This is a genomic window from Variovorax sp. YR266 (genome assembly GCF_900107295.1).
Lineage (GTDB): Bacteria > Pseudomonadota > Gammaproteobacteria > Burkholderiales > Burkholderiaceae_C > Variovorax.
The window spans coordinates 729678-749663 of record NZ_FNPM01000002.1 but is presented as its reverse complement, the minus strand read 5'-3'; the positions used below and the strand labels follow the sequence as shown (position 1 = coordinate 749663).

The window sequence follows — 19986 nt, the reverse complement described above, 5'->3', positions numbered from 1 at the left end:
GCGATCTCGCGCACGGTGGGCGCCACGCAGGTGGTGGACGAGATGCTGTTCTGCTTCACCCACACCACCGAAATCCCGTGGATGCTCCCGGGCGTCGCGCCCACGGGCAAGCGCGTCGAAGTGCCACTGCTCGCGGTCATCAAGTTCCGCGGCGACAAGCTCTATCACGAGCATATCTACTGGGACCAGGCCAGCGTGCTGGTGCAGGTGGGCCTGCTCGATGCGAAGCTGCTGCCCGTGGCGGGTGTCGAGACGGCGCGCAAGCTGCTGGACGAGACGCTGCCGTCGAACACCCTGATGTACTTGGGTAACAGAGGTGGGCAAGCGAGCCTGGAAATCTAAGCACAGACCACGTAAGCCCAGGTCGGGCATTCGAACACCGTCTTTGCGAACGCAGAGAGGCAACACCGCCTCATCGGCAGAAATGATGAATTAGATCAATAACTCCTCGATGCATATAAAAGTGCAACGGCTCCACCTGGGCGCTGGAACAGGAGAACTTGTGCGACTGTATGTTTCCCCGCTTCCTTTTGAAACCGCACTGAGCGGCTCGTTTCTCGGCACCAGCCATGCACGCAGCGCAGAACTCGACGAGGACATGGACCCCATGCGGGTCTTGCTCATCGACCATCAATCGACCCAGTGCAAGACCTTCAACGAAGGATTGGAGAGAAACGGTTTCACCGTGGACATCGTGAACAGCGAAAACGCAACCGCGAACCCGGTCATCGCACAGGACTACGCGCTCATCCTCCTGAACTCGATGCGACCTGGCCAGGACGGAGCCCATGCCGTTCGAACGATCCGGCGCAAGACGGATGCACCTCTCCTGGTTCTGACCGAACGCGACAGCGTTGCCGCTCGCATAGCGGGCCTGGAGCTTGGAGCAAACGACTATCTGGTCAAGCCGTTCCAGTTTTCCGAACTGCTTGCCCGCGTCAAGGCGCTGGCCCGCAGCACCGGTGCACGCCATCAACCAGTGCTTCGCCTGGCCGATCTGGAGCTCGACGAGCGGCGCGCAAAGTTCTCCCGCGATGGGACCGAACTCGAACTGACCAGGATGGAGTTCACGTTGCTGGTGGTGTTGCTTCGCAACCAGGGCAAGGTACTTTCACGGTCCCAACTCGCCAGGCGCGTCTGGGATATGGAATTCAATGCCAAGACCAACGTGGTCGACGTAGCCATCCTTCGCCTGCGCAGCAAGCTTGACGCCCCGTTCGAGTCGAAGTTGCTGCATACGGTGCGAGGCGAGGGGTACGTCCTCGAGGAACGTACCGAACCCTTGTAGAGCAAGTGGACAGGCGGGTTGAAGAGAGGGGCGAAAACGCACACTGCGTGTCGCGGTTTGCCTCAAGTCACAGGACGATTTGGAGAGGTTTGGGACTGGAAATTGGCCTGCCCGGAGGGGATCGAACCCCCGACAACCTGCTTAGAAGGCAGGTGCTCTATCCAACTGAGCTACGGGCAGATTTCAGGCTGGAGAGAAGCCAAGAAAATCAATGACTTAGGAGCTTTTTCTCTTAAGCAGCAGCGGCGGATTCTACCGAGTTCCGCGCCTTGACTCGCTGTGCTTGCTCGCGCTCTACGATCCAAAACGAAAAATGCACACAGCCCGCTGGTGACTGTGTGCATTTCATTTTTATGGTCGGGGCGAAAGGATTCGAACCTTCGACCCTCTGGTCCCAAACCAGATGCGCTACCAGGCTGCGCTACACCCCGACAAGCCTTCTATTCTAGCCCGGATATTGGCCGATCCCCAAAGTTTCTCAGTCAGCGTTTCTCGTACTGCGTTTTGCCGAAAAGAATCTCGCGTTCTTTATCGCCGGTGATCGGCTTGCGCAGGTCAGCCAGCACCTTCACGCCGCGCTGCACGGCTGGACGCGCTGCGATGCCATCGAACCATTCCTTCAGGTGCGGGAAGTCGGTGAGGGTGATGCCCTGGTTTTCCCAACTGCGCAGCCACGGGAAGATGGCAATGTCGGCAATCGAATAGCTCTTGCCCGCGATGAACTTGTTCTTCGACAACTGCTTGTCGATCACGCCGTAGAGGCGCTTGGCCTCGTTGCTGTAGCGGTCGATCGCATAGGCGACCTTCTCGGGCGCGTACAGCCGGAAGTGGTGCGCCTGGCCGAGCATCGGGCCGACGCCCCCCATCTGGAACATGAGCCACTGCAGCACGTCGTAGCGTTCACGGTCGCCGGTAGGCAGAAACTTGCCGGTCTTGCCCGCGAGGTAGACGAGGATGGCGCCTGATTCGAAGAGCGAGATCGGCTTGCCGTCCGGACCGTCGGGGTCGGTGATGGCGGGGATCTTGTTGTTGGGGCTGATCTGCAGGAAGTCGGGCGCGAACTGGTCGCCCTTGCCGATATTCACGGGGTGCGCGTGGTAGGGCAGGCCGCACTCCTCCAGCATGATGTGAATCTTGTGGCCGTTCGGCGTGGGCCACGAATAGACCTCGATGGGCGATGCAGGCATGTTGTCTGGCACTCCGGTGGATTTGATGCGAGCCCGGCAGCTTATACGTGCGAGTTCAAACGCGTGCAGGCGCGGGAATTCATTCGCAATCTGCCCGACGGGATCTCAGCCGACCTGTTTCTCGTGTGCGTTGCACCACATCCAGTCTTCGCCGGGCTCGAGCGACTGGATGACGGGGTGGCCTTCGGCGTGCGAATGCCTAGTTGCGTGGCGGTTCTTCGACGAATCGCAGCAACCCACGTGGCCGCAGTGCACGCACAGGCGAAGGTGGACCCAGGTGTCGCCGGTCTTCAGGCAGTCTTCGCAGCCGCGTTGGCCGTGCTGGTCATGGGGCTGCGCGATCTCGGCGGGCACGTGGTCACAGGGTTTGATGGGCAACGTCGGGCTCCTTTGTCTTGACGATGGATCGATTGGGGGCGCGCTTCAGGCGACGGCCGAGGCCTGCGACAGGTGCTGATGAATCAGCGCGACCGCGGCCGCGCCCTCACCGATGGCGCCGCCCACACGCTTGACCGAGCCCGAGCGCACGTCGCCCACGGCGAACACGCCCGATACGCTCGATTCGAGCGCCGTGGACGGCCGCGCCGGAAAGCCGCTGCTGGCGGCGGCACCTGTCAGCACGAAGCCGTGCTTGTCAACCGCCACCCCGCAGCCGTCGAGCCACGAAGTCTCAGGCTCTGCGCCGACGAACAGGAAGATGTTGCGCGCCGCGCAGTCATGTTCGTTGCCCGAGGTGTGACAACGCCATGTCGCGCCGGTGAGGCCTTCGTCGGAGCCGCCATGCAGGCGTACGAGCTCGGTGTGAGGCTGCAACGAGATGTTCGGCGTGGCCTCGATGCGGTCGATCAGGTAGCGCGACATGCTGGCCGCCAGCGACGGCCCGCGCACCAGCACGTTGACCTTGGCTGCGTGGCGCGACAGGAACACGGCGGCCTGGCCGGCCGAGTTGCCGCCGCCGACCAGCGCCACTTCTTGCTGCGAGCAGATCTTTGCCTCGATGGCCGAGGCCCAGTACCAGACGCCGCGGCCTTCGAATTCGGCGAGGCGTGGAACATCGGGGCGGCGGTAGCGTGCGCCGCTGGCGATGACCACCGTGCGCGCGTGGATCGTACGGCCGTCGGTCAGCGCAATGGCAAGGCTTTCAAGTGGGTTGTCGCGCGAGCAGTCGAGCGACACGACCTTGGCCGGAATCAGCATCTCGACACCGAACTTTTGCGCCTGCACGAACGCGCGCCCCGCCAGCGCCTGCCCCGAGATGCCGGTCGGAAAGCCCAGGTAGTTCTCAATGCGCGCGCTGGCGCCGGCCTGGCCGCCGAAGGCGCGGCAGTCGAGCACGATCACGCGCAGGCCTTCCGAGGCCGCGTAAACAGCGGTCGCCAGGCCGGCCGGCCCGGCGCCGACAACGGCCACGTCGAACAACTCGTTGCGCTCGGCGGTGTCGACCATGCCGAGGCAGCGCGCCAGCGCCTCGTCGGCCGGGTTGACCAGCACCGAGCCGTCAGGGCACACGGCCAGCAGTTTGCTGGCGCCGTACTGCGCGAGCAGCGCGGCCGCGTCGGGGTCTTCGGCGGCGTCGACCAGGTGATATGGATAGCCGTTGCGGCGAAGGAAGTTTTCCAGCCGTGCCATGTCGGGTGACTGGGGCTGGCCGATCAGCACCGGGCCGCTGGCGCCGGACTCGATCAGCGCCACGCGCCGCAGGATCAGCGCGCGGGTGATGCGCTCGCCCAAGTCGGCTTCGGCCACCAGCAGCGCACGCAGTTGCGCGGGCGATACGAGCAGCGCCTCGACGTCTTCGTCGGCATGGCCGTCGACCAGGGCAGGGCGGCCGCTCAGCTGGCCGACTTCGGCCAGGAATTCACCTGGCCCTTGCCGCACGATCGGCACCACATGACCAAGGCCGTCGCGTTGCGTGACGGCGACAACGCCTTTCAGCAGCACGAACATGCCGGGGCCGGTTTCGCCTGCTGTAAATAGTCTGGTGCCGCGTGCGAATTGCTGAACACTGCCAAAGCGCGCAATGCGCGCAATCTCAGTGTCACTGAGGACGGGGAAAGTCTGGTGAAGGCGGCTGCTGTCGGTGCCGGTTGCGTTGGTGGTGGCCATAGGTGGAGCTCCATTTCGCGAATCCACCGCATTAGACGACGAAGCGGCGCCAAGCGGTTTGCAGGCGTTTCACAGGCGGCTTTGGGCTGTAACAACGTCACGTGCCTGCAATGTTCCTGACATGCCCGCTTCATCGCAGGTGCGGAGACTCCCTCGGCAGAAAGGGTTCCCCATGAAAGAACTGCCCAACCCGACGTTTCCGCTTTCGCAGATCGGGCTGCGCGCGGCCTTGTGGCCCGCTCCTGCAACCGGTGTGTCTACCGCTGTTGCTGCTGCCCGCACATCGGTGCCTCAGGCGCCCGCTGTCATCCTGCCGCCGGCCGTCGAGTCCAAGCAGGGCATCACCGTGGGCTGGGCCCGCCACCTTGACGACGTGCGCGCTGCCCAACGCCTTCGCTACGACGTGTTCGTCGGCGAAATGGGCGCCCGGGTTTCGTCGCCGCTGGCCGGCCACGACATCGACCTGTTCGACGACTTCTGCGAACACCTGCTGGTGCGCGACGAACTGACCGGGCAGGTCATCGGCACCTATCGCGTGCTCACACCCGCCCAGGCCCGCCGCGTGGGCAGCACCTACAGCGATACTGAATTCGACCTCACCCGCCTGCGCGACCTGCGCGAGCGTATGGTCGAGTTGGGCCGCAGCTGCGTGCATCCCGACCACCGCCAGGGCGGCGTGATCCTCGCACTCTGGGGTGCGCTGGCTGGCTTCATGCACCGCAACAAACTGGACACGATGATCGGTTGCGCGAGCATTCCGATGTCACACAACGGTGTCACGAACGGTGACGCCGCGGCCAGCATCTGGCGCCAGGTGTCGGCCAAGCACATGGCACCGATCCAGTATCAGGTGCAGCCCCGCCTGCCGTTGCCGGTCGAGCGACTCGACAGCACGCTTGACGTGGAGCCGCCAGCGCTCATCAAGGGCTACCTGCGCCTGGGTGCGAAGGTGCTCGGCGCGCCCGCCTGGGATCCGGATTTCAACGCCGCCGACCTGCCGATGCTGATGCGCATCGACGATCTGCCGGCGCGCTACCGCAAGCACTTCCTGGGCGCATGAAGCCGGCGGCCGACCGGCCCGAAACCGGGCCGCCCGCTTCTACGCTTGGCGCTGCCAGCCAGCACGCGGCTGGCTCAGAGGCGTCACGGGATAGTCATGGAACTGTCACAAGAGGGGCTGACACTGTCATATTTCAGCCTACGTGTTCTCCTGTGCCGCTTGCTCCAGAATCAGTGCCCATGTCACCCGCCTCCGCAGATCCGTCGCTTGACGTTGCGGCACCCACGTTCACATTGCTGGACCGCGACCACAGCATTCTTTCGTTCAACGAGCGTGTGCTCGACTGGGCGCATCGCAAAGAGGTGCCGCTGATCGAGCGGCTGCGCTACCTGTGCATTGTTTCGTCGAATCTCGATGAATTCTTCGAGGTCCGCGCCGCGCCGCACCTGATCGCGGGCAGCGCTGGGGACCACAAGGGCACTTACACGGTCGAGTCGTTCGAACGGCTGGCCGAGGCGGCTCACAAGCTCGTGGCGCGCCAGTACGCGCTGTACAACGACGAGCTGATGCCGACGTTCGCGACGCACGGCATCCACATCATTTCGCATGGCGAGCGCAACCCGGCACAGCGCAAGTGGGTCAGCGAGTATTTCGAGCGCGAAGTACGCCCGTTGCTGATTCCAGTCGGTCTCGACCCGGCGCACCCGTTCCCGCAGGTGGCCAACAAGTCGCTCAACTTCATCGTGAGGCTGGGTGGCAAGGATGCTTTCGGGCGCGAAAACCCGATCCAGATCGTCAAGCTGCCGCGAGTTCTGCCACGTCTGATCAAGATGCCGGCCAAGGTGTCGGATGGCAAGACGCTGTTCGTGGCACTGTCTAGCGTGGTGCGCGCGCATCTCGCGAGCATGTTTCCGGGGCGCGAGGTGGGCGATTTCTCGCAGTTCCGCGTTACCCGGCATTCCGACCTTGCCGTGGACGAGGAAGACGTCAAGAACCTGCGCACCGCGTTGCGCCAGGGGCTGCAGCACAGGCACTATGGCCAGGCCGTGCGGCTGGAAGTGTCGGCGAGCTGCGCCGAGTCTCTCGCGAGTTTCCTGCTGGCGCAGTTCAACCTGCCGCCCGAGGCGCTGTACCGCGTGCATGGCCCGGTCAACCTGGCCCGGTTCACGCAACTGGCCGACCTGCTCGATGAGCCGCAACTGCGCTTTCCGCCGTATCCGGCTTCCTACCCCGTTGCTCTGTCGCCCGGGCAGTCATTCTTCGAGCAGCTGCAGCGCGGCGATGTGCTGATTCACCAGCCCTTCGAAAGCTTCGAGGGCGTGCTGGCCTTCCTGCGCGAAGCGGTGCTCGACCCGCAGGTGCTGGCGATCAAGCAGACCATCTACCGCACAGGCGCCGATTCAGAAATGATGGATCTGCTGCGCGAAGCCGTGCGCCGCGGCAAGGAAGTCACGGTAGTGGTGGAGCTGAAGGCGCGCTTCGACGAAGAGGCCAACATCAACTGGGCTGAAATGCTCGAATCGATCGGCGCGCAGGTGGTGTACGGCGTGGTCGGCCTGAAGACCCACGCCAAGATGCTGCTGGTGACGCGGCGCGAGGGCAAGCAATTGCGCCGCTACGGCCATCTGTCCACGGGCAACTACAACCCGCGCACTGCCAGGCTCTACACCGACATCAGCCACCTCACGGCCGATCCGATGCTGACGGCCGACATGGAAGCCGTGTTCGTGCATCTGGCGAGCCAGAGCCGCTTGCCCAAGCTCAACCGCATGTGGCTGGCGCCGTTCGACCTGCACAAGAACATCGTGGCGCAGATCGATGCGCTGGGCCTGGCCGCAGCGGCCGGCCAGTCGACGCGCATCGTCGCCAAGATGAACGCGCTGACCGACGACGAGATCATCGCCTCGCTCGTCCGCGCGGGGCAGAAGGGCGTGAAGATCGATCTGATCGTGCGCGGCGCATGCACGCTGCCCGCGCAGGTGCCGGGGCTCACCGACAACATCCGCGTGCGCTCGGTGATTGGCCGCTTCCTGGAGCATTCGCGGGTCTTCTATTTCCGCAATGGCGAGGATGAATCGCTGTACCTGTCGAGCGCCGACTGGATGAACCGGAACATGATGCGGCGCATCGAGCTTGCGTGGCCTGTAACGGACCCGGGACTGCGCCAGCGGCTGATCGACGAATGTCTGGTGGCTTACCTGCACGACGGGCGCGACGCCTGGGATCTGGGCGCGGACGGCATCTACACGCGCGTCGATGACGATACGCATTCGGGCGAGGCAGGCGCATCGCCCGTCGTCGAGGCCCACGGTGCGCAGGCCGCACTCATGAACCGCTACGCATCCAGAGGGCATCTCAGAGATGCATCCAGCAACTGAAGATCGAAAGACGATGACCATGGACTTGATCTTCTGGCGTCACGCCGAAGCCGAGGACTGGACCGAGGGTTGCGACGACATGCAGCGCTCCCTCACCGCGCGCGGCGAAAAGCAGGCCAAGCGGATGGCCACTTGGCTGGATCGTCAGTTGCCGGACGGCACGCGCATCATCTGCAGCCCCGCGCGGCGCTGCGAACAGACTGCGCTGGCGCTGGGTCGCAAGTACAAGCTGCGCTCAGAGCTCGCGCCCGACACGACGGCAGAGGCGCTGCTTGGCGCGGCCGGTTGGCCCAACGGCAAGTCGGTGGTGCTGATGATCGGCCACCAGCCATCGGTGGGGCAGGCTATCTCCCTGCTGCTGGGCCTCAAGCAGGACAGCTGCCCGGTTCGCAAGGGAGCGCTGTGGTGGATTCGCACGCGTGAGCGCGACGGCGACGTGCAGACCGTCGTTGTGACGGTGCAGTCGCCGGAACTGCTCTAACTAACTAATGGGGCGGCTGGCTCAGCAGCCGCTGAGCTCGACGCGCCAACTGCTGATCTTCTGCCAGGCCAGCACTTCTTCGCGCAGGAGGTGCGCCGATTGCGGAAACGCCTCGGCCCAGTCCGGGGCACAAACAATGGTGAAGGCCCGTGCGCCCAGCGCTGCGAGGTGCAGCGCTTGCGGATCAGGGTCGCGGCGCGCGTGGCACAGGATCACCGCGAGCCGAAGTGACAGCAACTGCATCACGAAGGTCTCATCGTCCAGCGATGCTTCGAGCTTGCGCAGCTTGCCGCGCTGGCCCAGCACCAACTGGCCGAGCGCGTGCATCTCGTTCACCGCAAAGCCGGGCGCGTCGGTGTTGTCGAGGATGTAGGCGCCGTGCTTGTGATAGTCGCTGTGTGAGATCAGCGTGCCGATCTCGTGCAACTGCGCCGCCCAGCCCAGCTTGCGCAGGGCCCGGCCAGCCCGGCTTGATGTACTGCCGCCGCGCGCGGCGGGGGAGAGCTGCACGAACAGCGCAGCGGCCGTTTCGCCCACGCGCTTGGCCTGTGCCGTGTCGACGGTGAAGCGATTGGCCAGCCGCGCCACCGTGGCGGTGCGCATGTCGGCCACGCTTTCGTCGCGTTCCAGCAATTCATAGAGCACGCCGTGGCGCAGGGCGCCCTGGGCGACTTTCATTTCCTGGATGCCGAGCAGGTCGAACACCGCGCGTAGCACGCTCACACCGCCGCCGATGACGGCCTTGCGGTCTTCCCGCATGCCGTCGATGCGCAGCTTGTCGGCGCTGCCGGCCTTGAGCAGGCGGTCGAGCAGCCAGTCGAGGCCTTCGCGCGTGACGAGGCCGGGCTCGCCACCCGCCGCGGCCAACACATCGCCGACGGCGCCGATGGTGCCGGACGCGCCGTAGGCCACGTCCCACTGGTCGCGGGTGTAAGTGGCGAGGGCGTCGTCGAGCACGGCCTTGGCAGCCACTTCGGCCGCGCGAAAGGCGCTGGCGGTAAACAGGCCTTCGCCGAAGTGTTTCATCGACCAGGCGACGCTGCCGACCCGGTACGACTCCATGCGGTCGGCCTCGAGGGCGTGGCCGATGATCATTTCGGTTGAGCGCCCGCCGATGTCGACCACCAGCCGGCGCTCGCTGTCGGAGGCGTCGGTGTGCGGCAGCATGTGCGCCACGCCCTGATATATGAGGCGGGCCTCCTCCCGGCCCGGGATCACGTCGATGCCGAAGCCCAGAATGGTGCGTGCGCGCAACAGGAATTCTTCGCGGTTGCGCGCTTCGCGCAGCGTTTGCGTGGCCACAGCCCGAACCTGCGAGCGTTTGAAGCCGGCCAGGCGTTCGCCGAAACGCGCGAGCGCGTCCCAGCCGCGCTGCATGGCCTCGGCCGTGAGGTTGCGTGCGCTGTCCAGGCCGTTGCCCTGGCGAACCGTCTCCTTGAGATATTCGGTGCGGTGGATCTGGCCGTGGTCGACCTGTCCGATTTCGAGCCTGAAGCTGTTCGAGCCCAGGTCGACTGCTGCGAGGCGGGTGCCGTTTTGCATGTGGTTCTGAAGAAGAAGGCGGTGTCTTTGTGTTTGATCGTAGCGCCGTGACAGGGCGCGCCACCTCTCGGATCGCGCAATGGCGAGGTTTGGAAGGCTAGGCGCGGCGCATGACGGTTATGTGACAGCGTCACACGAACCACCGGAGGAATAAAGGCATTTTCCCTCGACAGAGGGGTGTCACACCGATGTCACACAAGCTTTCTAGAGTCCGTCCAAGCCCGAAAAAGGGACTACTTCTTACTTCTAAAGGAAGCTTCATGAAAACGACGTTCAAATTTGCAACAGCCGGCCTGGTGGCCGCGGTGTTCTCCATTCCCGCCTTTGCACAAGACGTGACCGGCGCTGGTGCCAGCTTCCCGGCACCGCTGTACGCCAAGTGGGCCTCTGACTTCAACAAGGCCACCGGCGTCAAGATCAACTACCAGTCGGTTGGCTCGGGCGCCGGCATCAAGCAGATCGAAGCCAAGACCGTCGACTTCGGCGCTTCGGACGCTCCCCTGAAGGACGACGAACTGCAGGCCAAGGGCCTGATGCAGTTCCCCACCGTCATCGGTGGCGTGATTCCCGTGGTCAACATTCAGGGCATCAAGCCCGGCGAGCTGAAGCTCAACGGCCAGGTTCTGGGCGACATCTACCTCGGCAAGATCACCAAGTGGAACGACCCCGCCATCAAGGCACTGAACGGTTCGCTGGCCCTGCCTGACGCCGCCATCGCCCCGGTTCGCCGCGCCGACGGTTCGGGCACCAGCTTCCTGTTCACCAACTACCTGAGCAAGGTCAACGCCGAGTGGAAGACCAAGGTCGGCGAAGGCACGGCCGTGAACTGGCCCACCGGCGCGGGTGGCAAGGGCAATGAAGGCGTCGCCGCTTTCGTGAACCGCCTGCCCAACTCGATCGGCTACGTCGAGTACGCCTACGTGAAGCAGAACAAGATGACGTACGCCCAGCTGCAGAACGCCGCCGGCACCTTCGTGTCGCCCGACGACTCGGCATTCAAGGCCGCCGCCGCTGGTGCTGAATGGAGCAAGAGCTTCTACCAGGTGCTGACCAACCAGGCCGGCAAGGACGCATGGCCCATCACCGGCGCCACCTTCATCCTGATGCACAAGGTGCAGGACAAGCCCGCCAACGCGACTACCGTGCTCAAGTTCTTCGACTGGGCCTACAAGAGCGGCGACAAGACGGCCGACGATCTCGACTATGTGCCGATGCCTGACGCCGTCAAGGCCACCATCGCCAAGGCATGGGGTGATGTGAAGGATGCGTCGGGCAAGGCCGTCGCGTTCAAGTAAATCTACCTATCAGTCCAGGACGGCGCGCCCATGAGCAATTCCTCGCTCCAGGACGCGCCGCTTTCGTCTTTGCCGGAGCGACCAGTGTCATCCACCTTTCCCGCTGCCACAACCTCTCTCGACCTCGCGGCCGAGCGCGGTCGTGCTACTGCACCCCCGCCGCCCGTGAAGGCTCCGCGCTCCGGCCCGATGGCTGACCGGCTGTTCGGCTGGGCCGCCAAGGGCGCCGCGCTGCTGACGCTCGCGATGCTCATCGGCATCCTGTTGTCGCTGGTTGTCGGCGCCTGGCCCGCCATTTCGAAGTACGGCCTCGGCTTTCTCACGAGCAGCGTGTGGGATCCGGTCAAGGAGGAGTACGGCGGCCTGGTCATGATCTACGGCACGCTGGCCACTTCGATCATCGCGCTGGTGATCGCGGTGCCGGTGAGCTTCGGTATTGCGCTCTTCCTGACGGAACTCTCGCCCAACTGGCTCAAGCGCCCGCTGGGCACGGCCATTGAACTGCTGGCGGCGGTGCCTTCCATCGTGTACGGCATGTGGGGCCTGCTGGTGTTCGGCCCGATCCTTTCCACCTGGGTGCAGCAGCCGCTGCAGAAGCTGCTCAGCGGCGTGCCGTACCTCGGTGCGCTGGTGTCCGGCCCACCAGTGGGTATCGGTATCCTGTCGGCCGGCATCATCCTCGCGATCATGATCATTCCGTTCATCGCTTCGGTGATGCGCGACGTGTTCGAAGTGACGCCGCCGCTGCTGAAGGAGTCGGCCTACGGCCTCGGCTCCACCACCTGGGAAGTCGTTTCCAAGGTCGTGCTGCCTTACACCAAGGCCGGCGTGATCGGCGGCATCATGCTCGGCCTCGGCCGGGCGCTGGGTGAGACGATGGCGGTCACGTTCGTGATCGGCAACATGAACCAGCTCAACTCCCTTTCCGTGTTCGAGGCTGCCAACAGCATCACCTCGGCACTCGCCAACGAATTCGCCGAAGCCGGCGCGGGCCTGCATCAGGCCGCGCTGATGTACCTCGGCCTCGTGCTGTTCTTCATCACCTTCGTCGTGCTGTCGCTCTCCAAGATGCTGCTGGCCAAGATGAAGAAGAGCGAAGGAACCAAATCGTGAGCACCGCCCAGAATCTTCTCGCGGCCAAGGCATTGGCCGAAACGCGCCAGGCCAAGTTTGCCTCGCGCAACCGCGTCAACAAGATCGCGCTCACGCTGTCGCTCGCCGCGATGGCCTTCGGCGTGTTCTGGCTGGTCTGGATCCTTTGGGAAACGTTGCGTCAGGGCGTGGGCGGCCTCGCCCTCGCCACCTTCACCGAAATGACGCCGCCGCCAAACGAGGCGGGCGGTATCGCGAATGCGATCTTCGGCTCGTTCGTGATGGTGATGCTGGCCACCTGCGTGGGTACGCCCATCGGCATCATGGCCGGCATCTATCTGGCCGAATACAACCCCAAGGGCTGGCTCGCCTCGGTCACGCGCTTCGTCAACGACATCCTGTTGTCGGCGCCGTCGATCGTGATCGGCCTGTTCGTGTATGCCGTGGTGGTGGCCTATTTCAAGACCTTCTCGGGTCTGGCCGGTGCGATTGCACTGGCGCTGATCGTGATTCCGGTCGTGATCCGCACCACCGAGAACATGCTGCAGCTGGTGCCGCCTGGCCTGCGCGAAGCGGCCTACGCGCTCGGCACGCCGAAGTGGAAGGTCATCCTCAGCATCACGCTGCGCGCTGCCCGCGCCGGCGTGGTCACCGGTGTGCTGCTGGCCGTGGCTCGCATCGCCGGCGAAACCGCACCGCTGCTCTTCACCGCACTGAACAATCAGTTCTGGACCGCTGACGTGAGCCAGCCAATGGCCAGCCTGCCGGTCACGATCTTCAAGTTCGCGATGAGCCCGTACGAGAACTGGCAACAGCTGGCATGGGCCGGCGTGTTCCTGATCACCGTCGCCGTGCTCGCCCTCAACATCCTGGCGCGGGTCCTGACGCGCAACAAACACTGAACCCAGCAGAAGAAGACAACATGCCAAATACCGTTGCACAACCGTCGCGCTCGAAGATCTCGGTCAAGGACCTGAATTTCTACTACGGCAAGTTCCACGCGCTCAAGGGCATCAACCTCGAGATTCCCGAGAACAAGGTCACGGCCTTCATCGGCCCGTCGGGCTGCGGCAAGTCGACCCTGCTGCGCACCTTCAACCGCATGTTCGAGCTTTATCCGGAGCAGCGCGCCGAAGGCACCATCGCCCTCGATGGCGAGAACCTGCTCACCTCGAAGCAAGACGTGGCACTGATTCGCGCCAAGGTCGGCATGGTGTTCCAGAAGCCCACGCCGTTCCCGATGTCGATCTACGACAACATCGCCTTTGGCGTGAAGCTGTTCGAGAACCTCTCGGCCAGTGAAATGGACGACCGCGTTGAATGGGCCCTGAAGAAGGCCGCGCTGTGGACCGAAGTGCGCGACAAGCTGCAGCAAAGCGGCTCGGGCCTCTCCGGCGGCCAGCAGCAGCGCCTGTGCATTGCGCGCGGCATCGCGATCAAGCCCGAAGTGCTGCTGCTCGACGAACCCTGCTCGGCGCTCGACCCGATCTCGACCGCGAAGATCGAGGAGCTGATCGCCGAACTCAAGAATGAGTACACGGTGGTCATCGTGACGCATAACATGCAGCAGGCCGCCCGCTGCAGCGACTACACCGCCTACATGTACCTCGGCGATCTGATCGAGTTCGGCGCCACCGAGCAGATGTTCTTCAAGCCGCAGCGCAAGGAGACCGAGGACTACATCACCGGCCGCTTCGGTTGAAGTCAAAGGAGACAACATGACCGAGAAACACCTTTCCAGCCAGTTCGACAGCGAACTCAACGGCGTCTCGTCGCGCGTGATGGAGCTCGGCGGTATGGTCGAGTCGCAGATTCACCAGGCCGTGTACGCGCTGCTGCAGTTCGACGTCGAAGCGGCCGACCGCGTGATGGAGACCGAGCAGCGCGTCAACGCGATGGAAATCGACATCGACCGCGAGCTGTCTTCGATCATTGCGCGCCGCCAGCCCACGGCACGCGACCTGCGCCTGCTGATCGCCATCAGCAAGACCACCGCCAACCTCGAGCGCGTGGGTGACGAGGCCAACAAGATTGCGCGCATGGTCAAGTCGATCATCGAGAGCGGTTCGGCCCGGCAATTGCCCACGACCGAGCTGCGTATCGCGGCCGACCTGGCCTCGGGCCTGCTGCGCAAGGCGCTCGACGCATTCGCGCGGCTCGACACCTCCGCAGCGTTGTCCATCCTCAAGGACGACGACCTGATCGACAAGGAGTTCGACGGTTTCGTGCGCAAGCTGGTCACCTACATGATGGAAGACCCGCGCACGATCTCCGCCAGCCTGGACCTGCTGTTCCTGGCAAAGGCCATTGAACGCATTGGCGACCACGCCAAGAACATCGCCGAATTCATCATCTACATCGTCAAGGGCGCCGATGTGCGGCACACTTCGATGCAGGAAATCGAGTCCGCGCTGCAGTAACAACAGCGGCAAGACTCCCAAGAAAGCATGAAGAAACCCCGTGTCCTTATCGTCGAAGACGAGTCCTCGATCGCCGAGCTGATCGCCGTCAACCTGCGCCACAACGGCTTCGAGCCGATCTGGTCGGAAGATGGTGCTGCGGCCCAGCGTGAGATCGACGCCTTCCTGCCGGATCTGATCCTGCTCGACTGGATGCTGCCCGGCCAAAGCGGCCTGCAGCTCGCGCGCCAGTGGCGCAAGGACCCGCGCACCAAGGCCATCCCGATCCTGATGCTGACCGCGCGCGGCGACGAACCCGACAAGGTCGCCGGCCTCGATGCTGGTGCCGACGACTACATCACCAAGCCGTTCTCGACCCAGGAAATGCTGGCCCGCATCCGTGCGGTGCTGCGCCGCCGGGCACCGGAAGTGGTCACGGAGCGCGTCGAAATTGGCGAACTGGCGCTCGACACCTCCACGCACCGCGTGACCTGGCAGGGCGGTGCCCTGAAGGTCGGGCCGACTGAGTTCAAGCTGCTGGCCTATCTGATGCAGCATGCCGAGCGTGTGCACAGCCGTGCTCAGCTGCTCGACAAGGTATGGGGCGACCACGTCTACATCGAAGAGCGCACGGTCGACGTGCACGTCAAGCGCCTGCGCGAATCGCTGGGTGCGGCTGCGCCGATGGTCGAAACCGTCCGCGGAGCGGGCTACCGCCTGACCGCCCAAGTCACGGTTTGACCGCCGTGGCACCCTTTGGCCGCGGGCGCGGATAATCGCCCGCCATGCCTTTCCGAATTGCTACATTTTTAATAGCGTCCCTCTTAATAGGAGCGGGCGCTATCGTCATTTTTGGATGGAAGTTCGGGTGGCTGGGCGCCTGGCTGGGTGCGGTACTCTGGCTGGGGCTTGACGCCTGGCGCGCCGAGCGGCTGATGCGGGTGTTGCGCAACGATGCCGCCGGCCTGCCGTCGCGCGGGTCCGGCGTGTGGGGTGAGTTGTCCGAGCGCATCCGCAAGCTGCTGCGCGACCGCGAGCAGCAGACCCGGCAGGCCGAAGACCGGCTGCAGGAATTCCTGGCCGCCATCCAGGCGTCGCCCAATGGCGTGGTGTTGCTCGACGAGCAGGGCCGCATCGAATGGTGCAACCAGACGGCGGCCAGCCAGTTCGGTATCGACGCCGAACGCGATCTGGCACAGCACCTCGCCAACCTCGTGCGCGATCCGGCTTTCGTTGCCTACCTCGCGTCCTGGAACTACAGCCGCGACGTGGTCATCGACGCCTCCGGACTCGGCCATGGGCATCAGCGCGGTCACCCGGTGCGGTTGTCGGTGCAGGTGCATCCCTATGCCGGCAATCGCCGCATGCTGCTGACGCGTGACATCACGGCGCTGGAGCAGGCCGAGGCGATGCGGCGCGATTTCGTGGCCAACGTGTCGCATGAAATCCGCACGCCGCTTACGGTGCTGGCGGGCTTCGTCGAGACACTGCAGAACTTGCCGCTCGATGCGGAAGAGCGCACGCGCTATCTGTCGCTGATGGGGCAGCAATCGCACCGCATGGAGACGCTGGTGAACGACCTGCTGACGCTGTCGCGGCTGGAGGGCAGCGCGGCACCTTCGGGCAACCAGTGGATCCGCACTCGTGCGTTGCTCGCACAGTGCGAAGACGAGGGGCGAGGGCTGTCGGGGCGTCTGACGCCGCAGGGGCATCGACTGTCGTTCACGGTCGACGCGGAGTCCGAGCTGTCGGGCGCGCCGACCGAACTGCAGAGCGCGATGTCGAACCTGCTGAGCAACGCCATCCGCTACACGCCCGGCGGCGGCGAGGTGGCCGTGAGCTGGCGGACGCTGCCCGACGGGCGCGGCGAATACGCCGTGAAGGACACCGGCCCCGGCATCGCCGCCGAGCACATTCCGCGGCTGACCGAGCGCTTCTACCGCATCGACCGCAGCCGCTCGCGCGAGACTGGCGGCACGGGACTGGGACTGGCGATCGTCAAGCACATCGCCCAGCGGCACGGTGCCGAACTGCGTATCGAAAGCACGGTGGGCAAGGGCTCCCGCTTTGCTCTGTTGTTTCCGGCAGCGCGCGTGCGGGAAGCGCGAGTGCTGGCCAAGTAGGCGTGGCTTATCTCGCGCGCTGGCGCATCGTCCAGCGCAGCAGTGCACCGAACAGCAGGGCCGTCAGGGCCAGCGCGGCGGCGCTCATGATCCAGAACGCCAGCGGTGACTGCATGGCCGCCCAGGGGCCCAGACCGTGGTACGCCAGCAGATAGCTCCCGCCCAAACCCAGTCCCCACAGCATCGCGCAATAGATCACCAGCGGCGCCAGCGTGACCCGGTAGCACCGCAGCACGAACACGCAGAAGGTCTGCACCGCATCCGCGAAGTGATACAGGGCCACGGCCAGCAACAGCGCGCCCGCCATCGCGATCACGGCCGGGTTGTCGGAATACACGTTGGCGAGCTCGTAGCGCAGCACGGCCATGGCGGTGGCATAGAACAGTGCACACAGCGCCGTCAGTTCGAAGCCCAGGCGGCAAGCGTGGCGAGCCTTGGCTGCGTCCCCGGCGCCGAGCCAGAAGCTCACGCGCGCGCTGGTCGCGATGGCCAGCGACAGTGGGGTCATGTAGGCCACGGCCAGCAGGTTCGACGCGATCTGGTGCGCCGCCGCGGCTGCGGTGCCGAGGCGTGCGATGAACAAGGCCATCAGCGTGAACGAGGTCACTTCGACCAGCACCGCCAAGCCGCCTGGCACGCCGAGCCGCGCGAACTTGCGGATCTGCTGCCAGTCGGGCGCCTCGAGGCGCTTCCAGAGCCCGTAGTCGCGGTAGAACGGACGGTTGCGCAGCAGCCAGATGGCGCAGCCGAGCATCGCCCAGTTCACGCACAGCGTGGCCCAGCCGCAGCCCACGAGGCCCATGGCCGGCAGGCCCGCGCCGCCGAAAGTGAACCAGATCGACAAGGGCAGCTTCACGACCAGCGAACCGAGCTGCAGCCAGGTCACGAGTTGGGGCCTGCCCAGGCTCTGGTTGAGCGTGCTGAACAGGCGGAAGAGCAGAGCCGGCGCCAGCGCAAAGGCCAGCACCGCGAGATAGGCTTCGACTTCGCCGCGCATTTCCGGCGGCACCTGGGTCCATCGCAGGGCTGCGCCCGGCAGCAGCAGGATCGTCATGCCGACCACAACGGCAATCGCGGCGAGGTATAGCGATTGCCGCACCGAGCGGCCCACTTCACTGCCGCGGCCGCCGCCATGTAGTTCGGCCCAGACCGGCAGCAGAGCTTGCAGCACGCCCATCAGCGAGACGTATACGCTGACGAAGATGGCGGCGCCGACCGAGAGGGCGGCCAGCGCGTGCTCGGAGTAGCGGCCCGCGATGATGGTGTCGGTCACGCCGAAAGCCATCACGGCCAGCTGGCCCACGAGCACCGTGCCCGCGTGCCGCGCGATCAGAGCCCGTTCGCTCCTCACTGCGGCGTGATCTTCTGGTAGAGCAAGAGGTCGTCGGCCGCGCTGCTGGGGCGGCGCAGCGTGCCGGCAAAGCGCCACTGGTCAAAGGGAATGATGGTGTGCAGGCGTTCGATGGTTTCGGGGCTTGCGAGCAGCCACGGGCAGTCGGTGCCAAGCAGCAGCGGCTGCACGTTGAAGTTGCCGTGGTGGCGCAGCGCCGCAATGTGCGGACGGCTCAGCGCGAGCTCGGCGATGCAGCGCGGCTGGCCGACGCGTTCAGCCACGGCGCGCACTTGCGGCGCGAAGCTGCGTGCGTAGTCGATGGGCGGAAGCCACAGCGTCATCAGCAGCATCCAGCACAGTGCCGTGCCGCCGGCTGGCAGCACCAGAGTCTTCCAGAGCGCAGCGCGGTGCCGCCCCGTGCGCCAGCGCACCAGCCAGCACCAGGCGATGGTCGCAGCCACGGCGAGCGCCACGGCAATGGGAGAGAACTCGGGCACGAAGCCGGGCACCAGTCGCGTGACGCTGGCGGCTGGCTTGGGTGGAACGCCGGTCTGCATGGCGATCCAGTAGATCCAGCCCAGCACGGCGAGGCCGCTGAAGAACAGCACGTTGAACCAGTCGATCAGAGCTGCAGCGCTGCGCCGGAAGGTGGGCAGGGCGAACGCGGCGAGCGTGGCGAAGGCGGGCAGCGCCAGCAGCAGCGAACGGTCGGAGTAGTCGGTGGTCCAGGTGGCGGCCAGCGGCACCAGCGCGAACCAGAAGGGCAGTGCGACGTGGCGCGACGTGAGCTGGCGCCGCCAGCGCCACAGCGTCCAGATGGCGAGTGGCCAGACCGGCCAGGTGAACCACAGCAGCAGCTTTGCCTGGCTGCGCACGTCGCCGATCAGCGAACCGCCGACCACGGTGATCTTCCATGTCGGCAGCTTCAGGCTGAACACGAGCACCGCCGCCAGCACCGTGATGCCGATCATCGTGAGGAGTGCACCTCGTGTGTAGCCGGGGCCGTTGTCTTCGTTGTTGTCGGCGTTTTCGCGTTTGGACTGCGCGGCGAGCCGGCGTTCATACGCGATGTACAGCGCGCTGCCGATGGCCAGCGCGAGCCCGACGGTGGGCGCGCCGCTCAGCGTAATGCCGATGGTGCCCACGGTCAGCGCGATCACCGGGCCGGTGCGGCGGTAGGGCAGTGCGGCCACGCCATAGAACAGGTGCGAGGCGAAGAACAACTGCGCCAGTGCGGGGGTGGTCTCGTGGCCGAGCTGGGCCAGGCCGAGGCAGGCGATCAGCGCCAGCAGGCCGCCGTCGGCGATGGCGCGTGCGTAGTCGGTCGGCCGGGCCTCGCCGCCGAAGGCAAAAGCCACGGGCTGGGCGCGCGCCGTGCGGGCCAGGTAGTACACGGCGTACCAGGTGGCGGTGAAGGCGCCCCAGAGCAGGAACGCGAACGCAACGCGCACGGCCAGGTCGGGGTTCAGCCACGACGGGGCGATCTTGATGGCCAGGGCGCCGATCCAGTACGGGATCAAGGCGGGGGTTTCGGGGCGCAGGCCCAGCAGCATGGGATCAAACCAGCGTGCGATGCCTTCGGTGCTGCGAGCCAGTTCGGACATGTAGCCGAAGGCCGTGATGTCGGCGCTCTTCCAGGGACCTCGGCCAACCAGGCCCGGCAGCAGGTAGGCCGCGCACAGCAGAAGCAATGCGATGCGCGGCAGCCGGCGCACGGCGCTCTGGGCAACGATCGCGGGAGTGGGCAGGTTCAAGTGGCGGA

At 65.1% G+C, this 19986-nt stretch carries 17 protein-coding genes, 2 tRNA genes and 1 pseudogene; 12 read left to right on the top strand and 8 right to left on the bottom strand.

The annotated features are described in order from the left end of the window. Together BLW48_RS09110 and BLW48_RS09105 are read left to right on the top strand one after the other, a co-directional pair. Window positions 1-342: pseudogene (locus tag BLW48_RS09110) on the top strand (ester cyclase); the annotation flags it as partial. A 160-nt stretch (window positions 343-502) separates the two neighbouring features. After that, the gene (locus tag BLW48_RS09105; protein ID WP_256330736.1) at window positions 503-1288 is read left to right on the top strand and encodes a winged helix-turn-helix domain-containing protein; all 786 of its coding nucleotides are present in this window, start codon (window positions 503-505) and stop codon (window positions 1286-1288) included. A 103-nt stretch (window positions 1289-1391) separates the two neighbouring features. On the opposite strand, the gene BLW48_RS09100 is transcribed toward BLW48_RS09105, so the two are convergent. The 5 genes from BLW48_RS09100 to BLW48_RS09080 form a co-directional block, all read right to left on the bottom strand. Beyond that, window positions 1392-1468: transfer RNA gene (locus tag BLW48_RS09100), tRNA-Arg, on the bottom strand. 174 nt (window positions 1469-1642) lie between these two features. Then, window positions 1643-1719 (bottom strand) — tRNA-Pro (locus tag BLW48_RS09095). 51 nt (window positions 1720-1770) lie between these two features. Further along, the gene (locus BLW48_RS09090; RefSeq protein WP_093054305.1) at window positions 1771-2475 is read right to left on the bottom strand and encodes a glutathione binding-like protein; all 705 of its coding nucleotides are present in this window, start codon (window positions 2473-2475) and stop codon (window positions 1771-1773) included. Window positions 2476-2580: 105 nt separating this feature from the next. After that, window positions 2581-2853 (bottom strand): UBP-type zinc finger domain-containing protein, encoded by a 273-nt coding sequence (locus tag BLW48_RS09085; RefSeq protein WP_256216674.1) that lies wholly within the window; start codon window positions 2851-2853, stop codon window positions 2581-2583. A gap of 45 nt (window positions 2854-2898) precedes the next feature. Next, window positions 2899-4581 carry an FAD-dependent oxidoreductase gene (locus tag BLW48_RS09080; protein WP_093174125.1) on the bottom strand — a complete coding sequence of 561 codons (1683 nt, stop codon included), beginning with the start codon at window positions 4579-4581 and terminating at the stop codon, window positions 2899-2901. A gap of 172 nt (window positions 4582-4753) precedes the next feature. Between BLW48_RS09080 and BLW48_RS09075 the strand changes: the two genes are divergently transcribed. The 3 genes from BLW48_RS09075 to BLW48_RS09065 are packed head-to-tail and all read left to right on the top strand — an operon-like array spanning window position 4754 to window position 8440. Continuing rightward, a complete protein-coding gene (locus BLW48_RS09075) occupies window positions 4754-5641 on the top strand; it encodes a GNAT family N-acetyltransferase (protein WP_093174123.1) in 888 nt (295 codons plus the stop codon). Continuing rightward, the gene (gene ppk1 / locus BLW48_RS09070; RefSeq protein ID WP_093174121.1) at window positions 5638-7959 is read left to right on the top strand and encodes a polyphosphate kinase 1; all 2322 of its coding nucleotides are present in this window, start codon (window positions 5638-5640) and stop codon (window positions 7957-7959) included. The genes BLW48_RS09075 and ppk1 overlap by 4 nt, the downstream gene beginning before the upstream one ends. A 19-nt stretch (window positions 7960-7978) precedes the next feature. After that, window positions 7979-8440: a SixA phosphatase family protein gene (locus BLW48_RS09065; protein ID WP_176928784.1), complete on the top strand. Its 462-nt coding sequence runs from the start codon at window positions 7979-7981 to the stop codon at window positions 8438-8440. A gap of 21 nt (window positions 8441-8461) precedes the next feature. Here BLW48_RS09065 and BLW48_RS09060 read toward each other — a convergent pair whose 3' ends face one another. Then, complete coding sequence (locus tag BLW48_RS09060; RefSeq protein WP_093054313.1) at window positions 8462-9982, bottom strand: Ppx/GppA phosphatase family protein; 1521 nt, start codon at window positions 9980-9982, stop codon at window positions 8462-8464. A gap of 260 nt (window positions 9983-10242) precedes the next feature. Here BLW48_RS09060 and pstS point away from each other — a divergent pair, with 260 nt between their 5' ends. Genes pstS through phoR form a run of 7 tightly spaced genes read left to right on the top strand, consistent with a single transcriptional unit; the run spans window position 10243 to window position 16891 of the window. Continuing rightward, window positions 10243-11277 carry a phosphate ABC transporter substrate-binding protein PstS gene (pstS, locus tag BLW48_RS09055; protein ID WP_093054315.1) on the top strand — a complete coding sequence of 345 codons (1035 nt, stop codon included), beginning with the start codon at window positions 10243-10245 and terminating at the stop codon, window positions 11275-11277. A 30-nt stretch (window positions 11278-11307) separates the two neighbouring features. Beyond that, window positions 11308-12390 carry a phosphate ABC transporter permease subunit PstC gene (pstC, locus tag BLW48_RS09050; RefSeq protein ID WP_093054317.1) on the top strand — a complete coding sequence of 361 codons (1083 nt, stop codon included), beginning with the start codon at window positions 11308-11310 and terminating at the stop codon, window positions 12388-12390. Beyond that, window positions 12387-13271, top strand: a complete 885-nt coding sequence (gene pstA, locus BLW48_RS09045; RefSeq protein WP_093075052.1) for a phosphate ABC transporter permease PstA — start codon at window positions 12387-12389, stop codon at window positions 13269-13271. The genes pstC and pstA overlap by 4 nt, the downstream gene beginning before the upstream one ends. A 20-nt stretch (window positions 13272-13291) precedes the next feature. Beyond that, complete coding sequence (pstB, locus tag BLW48_RS09040; RefSeq protein WP_021007056.1) at window positions 13292-14071, top strand: phosphate ABC transporter ATP-binding protein PstB; 780 nt, start codon at window positions 13292-13294, stop codon at window positions 14069-14071. A gap of 16 nt (window positions 14072-14087) precedes the next feature. Then, window positions 14088-14789 carry a phosphate signaling complex protein PhoU gene (gene phoU, locus BLW48_RS09035; RefSeq protein ID WP_093054321.1) on the top strand — a complete coding sequence of 234 codons (702 nt, stop codon included), beginning with the start codon at window positions 14088-14090 and terminating at the stop codon, window positions 14787-14789. Between the two features lie 27 nt (window positions 14790-14816). Then, window positions 14817-15509, top strand: coding sequence for a phosphate regulon transcriptional regulator PhoB (phoB, locus tag BLW48_RS09030; protein WP_007836652.1), 693 nt, complete (start codon window positions 14817-14819; stop codon window positions 15507-15509). 44 nt (window positions 15510-15553) lie between these two features. Beyond that, window positions 15554-16891 carry a phosphate regulon sensor histidine kinase PhoR gene (phoR, locus tag BLW48_RS09025; protein ID WP_176928775.1) on the top strand — a complete coding sequence of 446 codons (1338 nt, stop codon included), beginning with the start codon at window positions 15554-15556 and terminating at the stop codon, window positions 16889-16891. A 7-nt stretch (window positions 16892-16898) separates the two neighbouring features. Here the strand turns inward: phoR and BLW48_RS09020 are convergent, their stop codons facing one another. Further along, window positions 16899-18242, bottom strand: a complete 1344-nt coding sequence (locus BLW48_RS09020) for an MATE family efflux transporter (RefSeq protein WP_093174119.1) — start codon at window positions 18240-18242, stop codon at window positions 16899-16901. Next, a complete protein-coding gene (locus tag BLW48_RS09015) occupies window positions 18239-19978 on the bottom strand; it encodes a hypothetical protein (protein WP_093174117.1) in 1740 nt (579 codons plus the stop codon). The genes BLW48_RS09020 and BLW48_RS09015 overlap by 4 nt, the downstream gene beginning before the upstream one ends. Between the last annotated feature and the right edge of the window lie 8 nt (window positions 19979-19986).

Excerpts from the sequence above, each read along its gene's own strand:
- phoB (WP_007836652.1), top strand. The coding sequence starts at position 14,817 with ATGAAGAAACCCCGTGTCCTTATCGTCGAAGACGAGTCCTCGATCGCC.
- pstS (WP_093054315.1), top strand. The coding sequence starts at position 10,243 with ATGAAAACGACGTTCAAATTTGCAACAGCCGGCCTGGTGGCCGCGGTG.
- BLW48_RS09080 (WP_093174125.1), bottom strand. The coding sequence starts at position 4,581 with ATGGCCACCACCAACGCAACCGGCACCGACAGCAGCCGCCTTCACCAG.
- phoU (WP_093054321.1), top strand. The coding sequence starts at position 14,088 with ATGACCGAGAAACACCTTTCCAGCCAGTTCGACAGCGAACTCAACGGC.
- ppk1 (WP_093174121.1), top strand. The coding sequence starts at position 5,638 with ATGAAGCCGGCGGCCGACCGGCCCGAAACCGGGCCGCCCGCTTCTACG.
- BLW48_RS09090 (WP_093054305.1), bottom strand. The coding sequence starts at position 2,475 with ATGCCTGCATCGCCCATCGAGGTCTATTCGTGGCCCACGCCGAACGGC.
- BLW48_RS09060 (WP_093054313.1), bottom strand. The coding sequence starts at position 9,982 with ATGCAAAACGGCACCCGCCTCGCAGCAGTCGACCTGGGCTCGAACAGC.
- pstC (WP_093054317.1), top strand. The coding sequence starts at position 11,308 with ATGAGCAATTCCTCGCTCCAGGACGCGCCGCTTTCGTCTTTGCCGGAG.
- phoR (WP_176928775.1), top strand. The coding sequence starts at position 15,554 with ATGCCTTTCCGAATTGCTACATTTTTAATAGCGTCCCTCTTAATAGGA.
- pstB (WP_021007056.1), top strand. The coding sequence starts at position 13,292 with ATGCCAAATACCGTTGCACAACCGTCGCGCTCGAAGATCTCGGTCAAG.
- BLW48_RS09065 (WP_176928784.1), top strand. The coding sequence starts at position 7,979 with ATGGACTTGATCTTCTGGCGTCACGCCGAAGCCGAGGACTGGACCGAG.
- BLW48_RS09075 (WP_093174123.1), top strand. The coding sequence starts at position 4,754 with ATGAAAGAACTGCCCAACCCGACGTTTCCGCTTTCGCAGATCGGGCTG.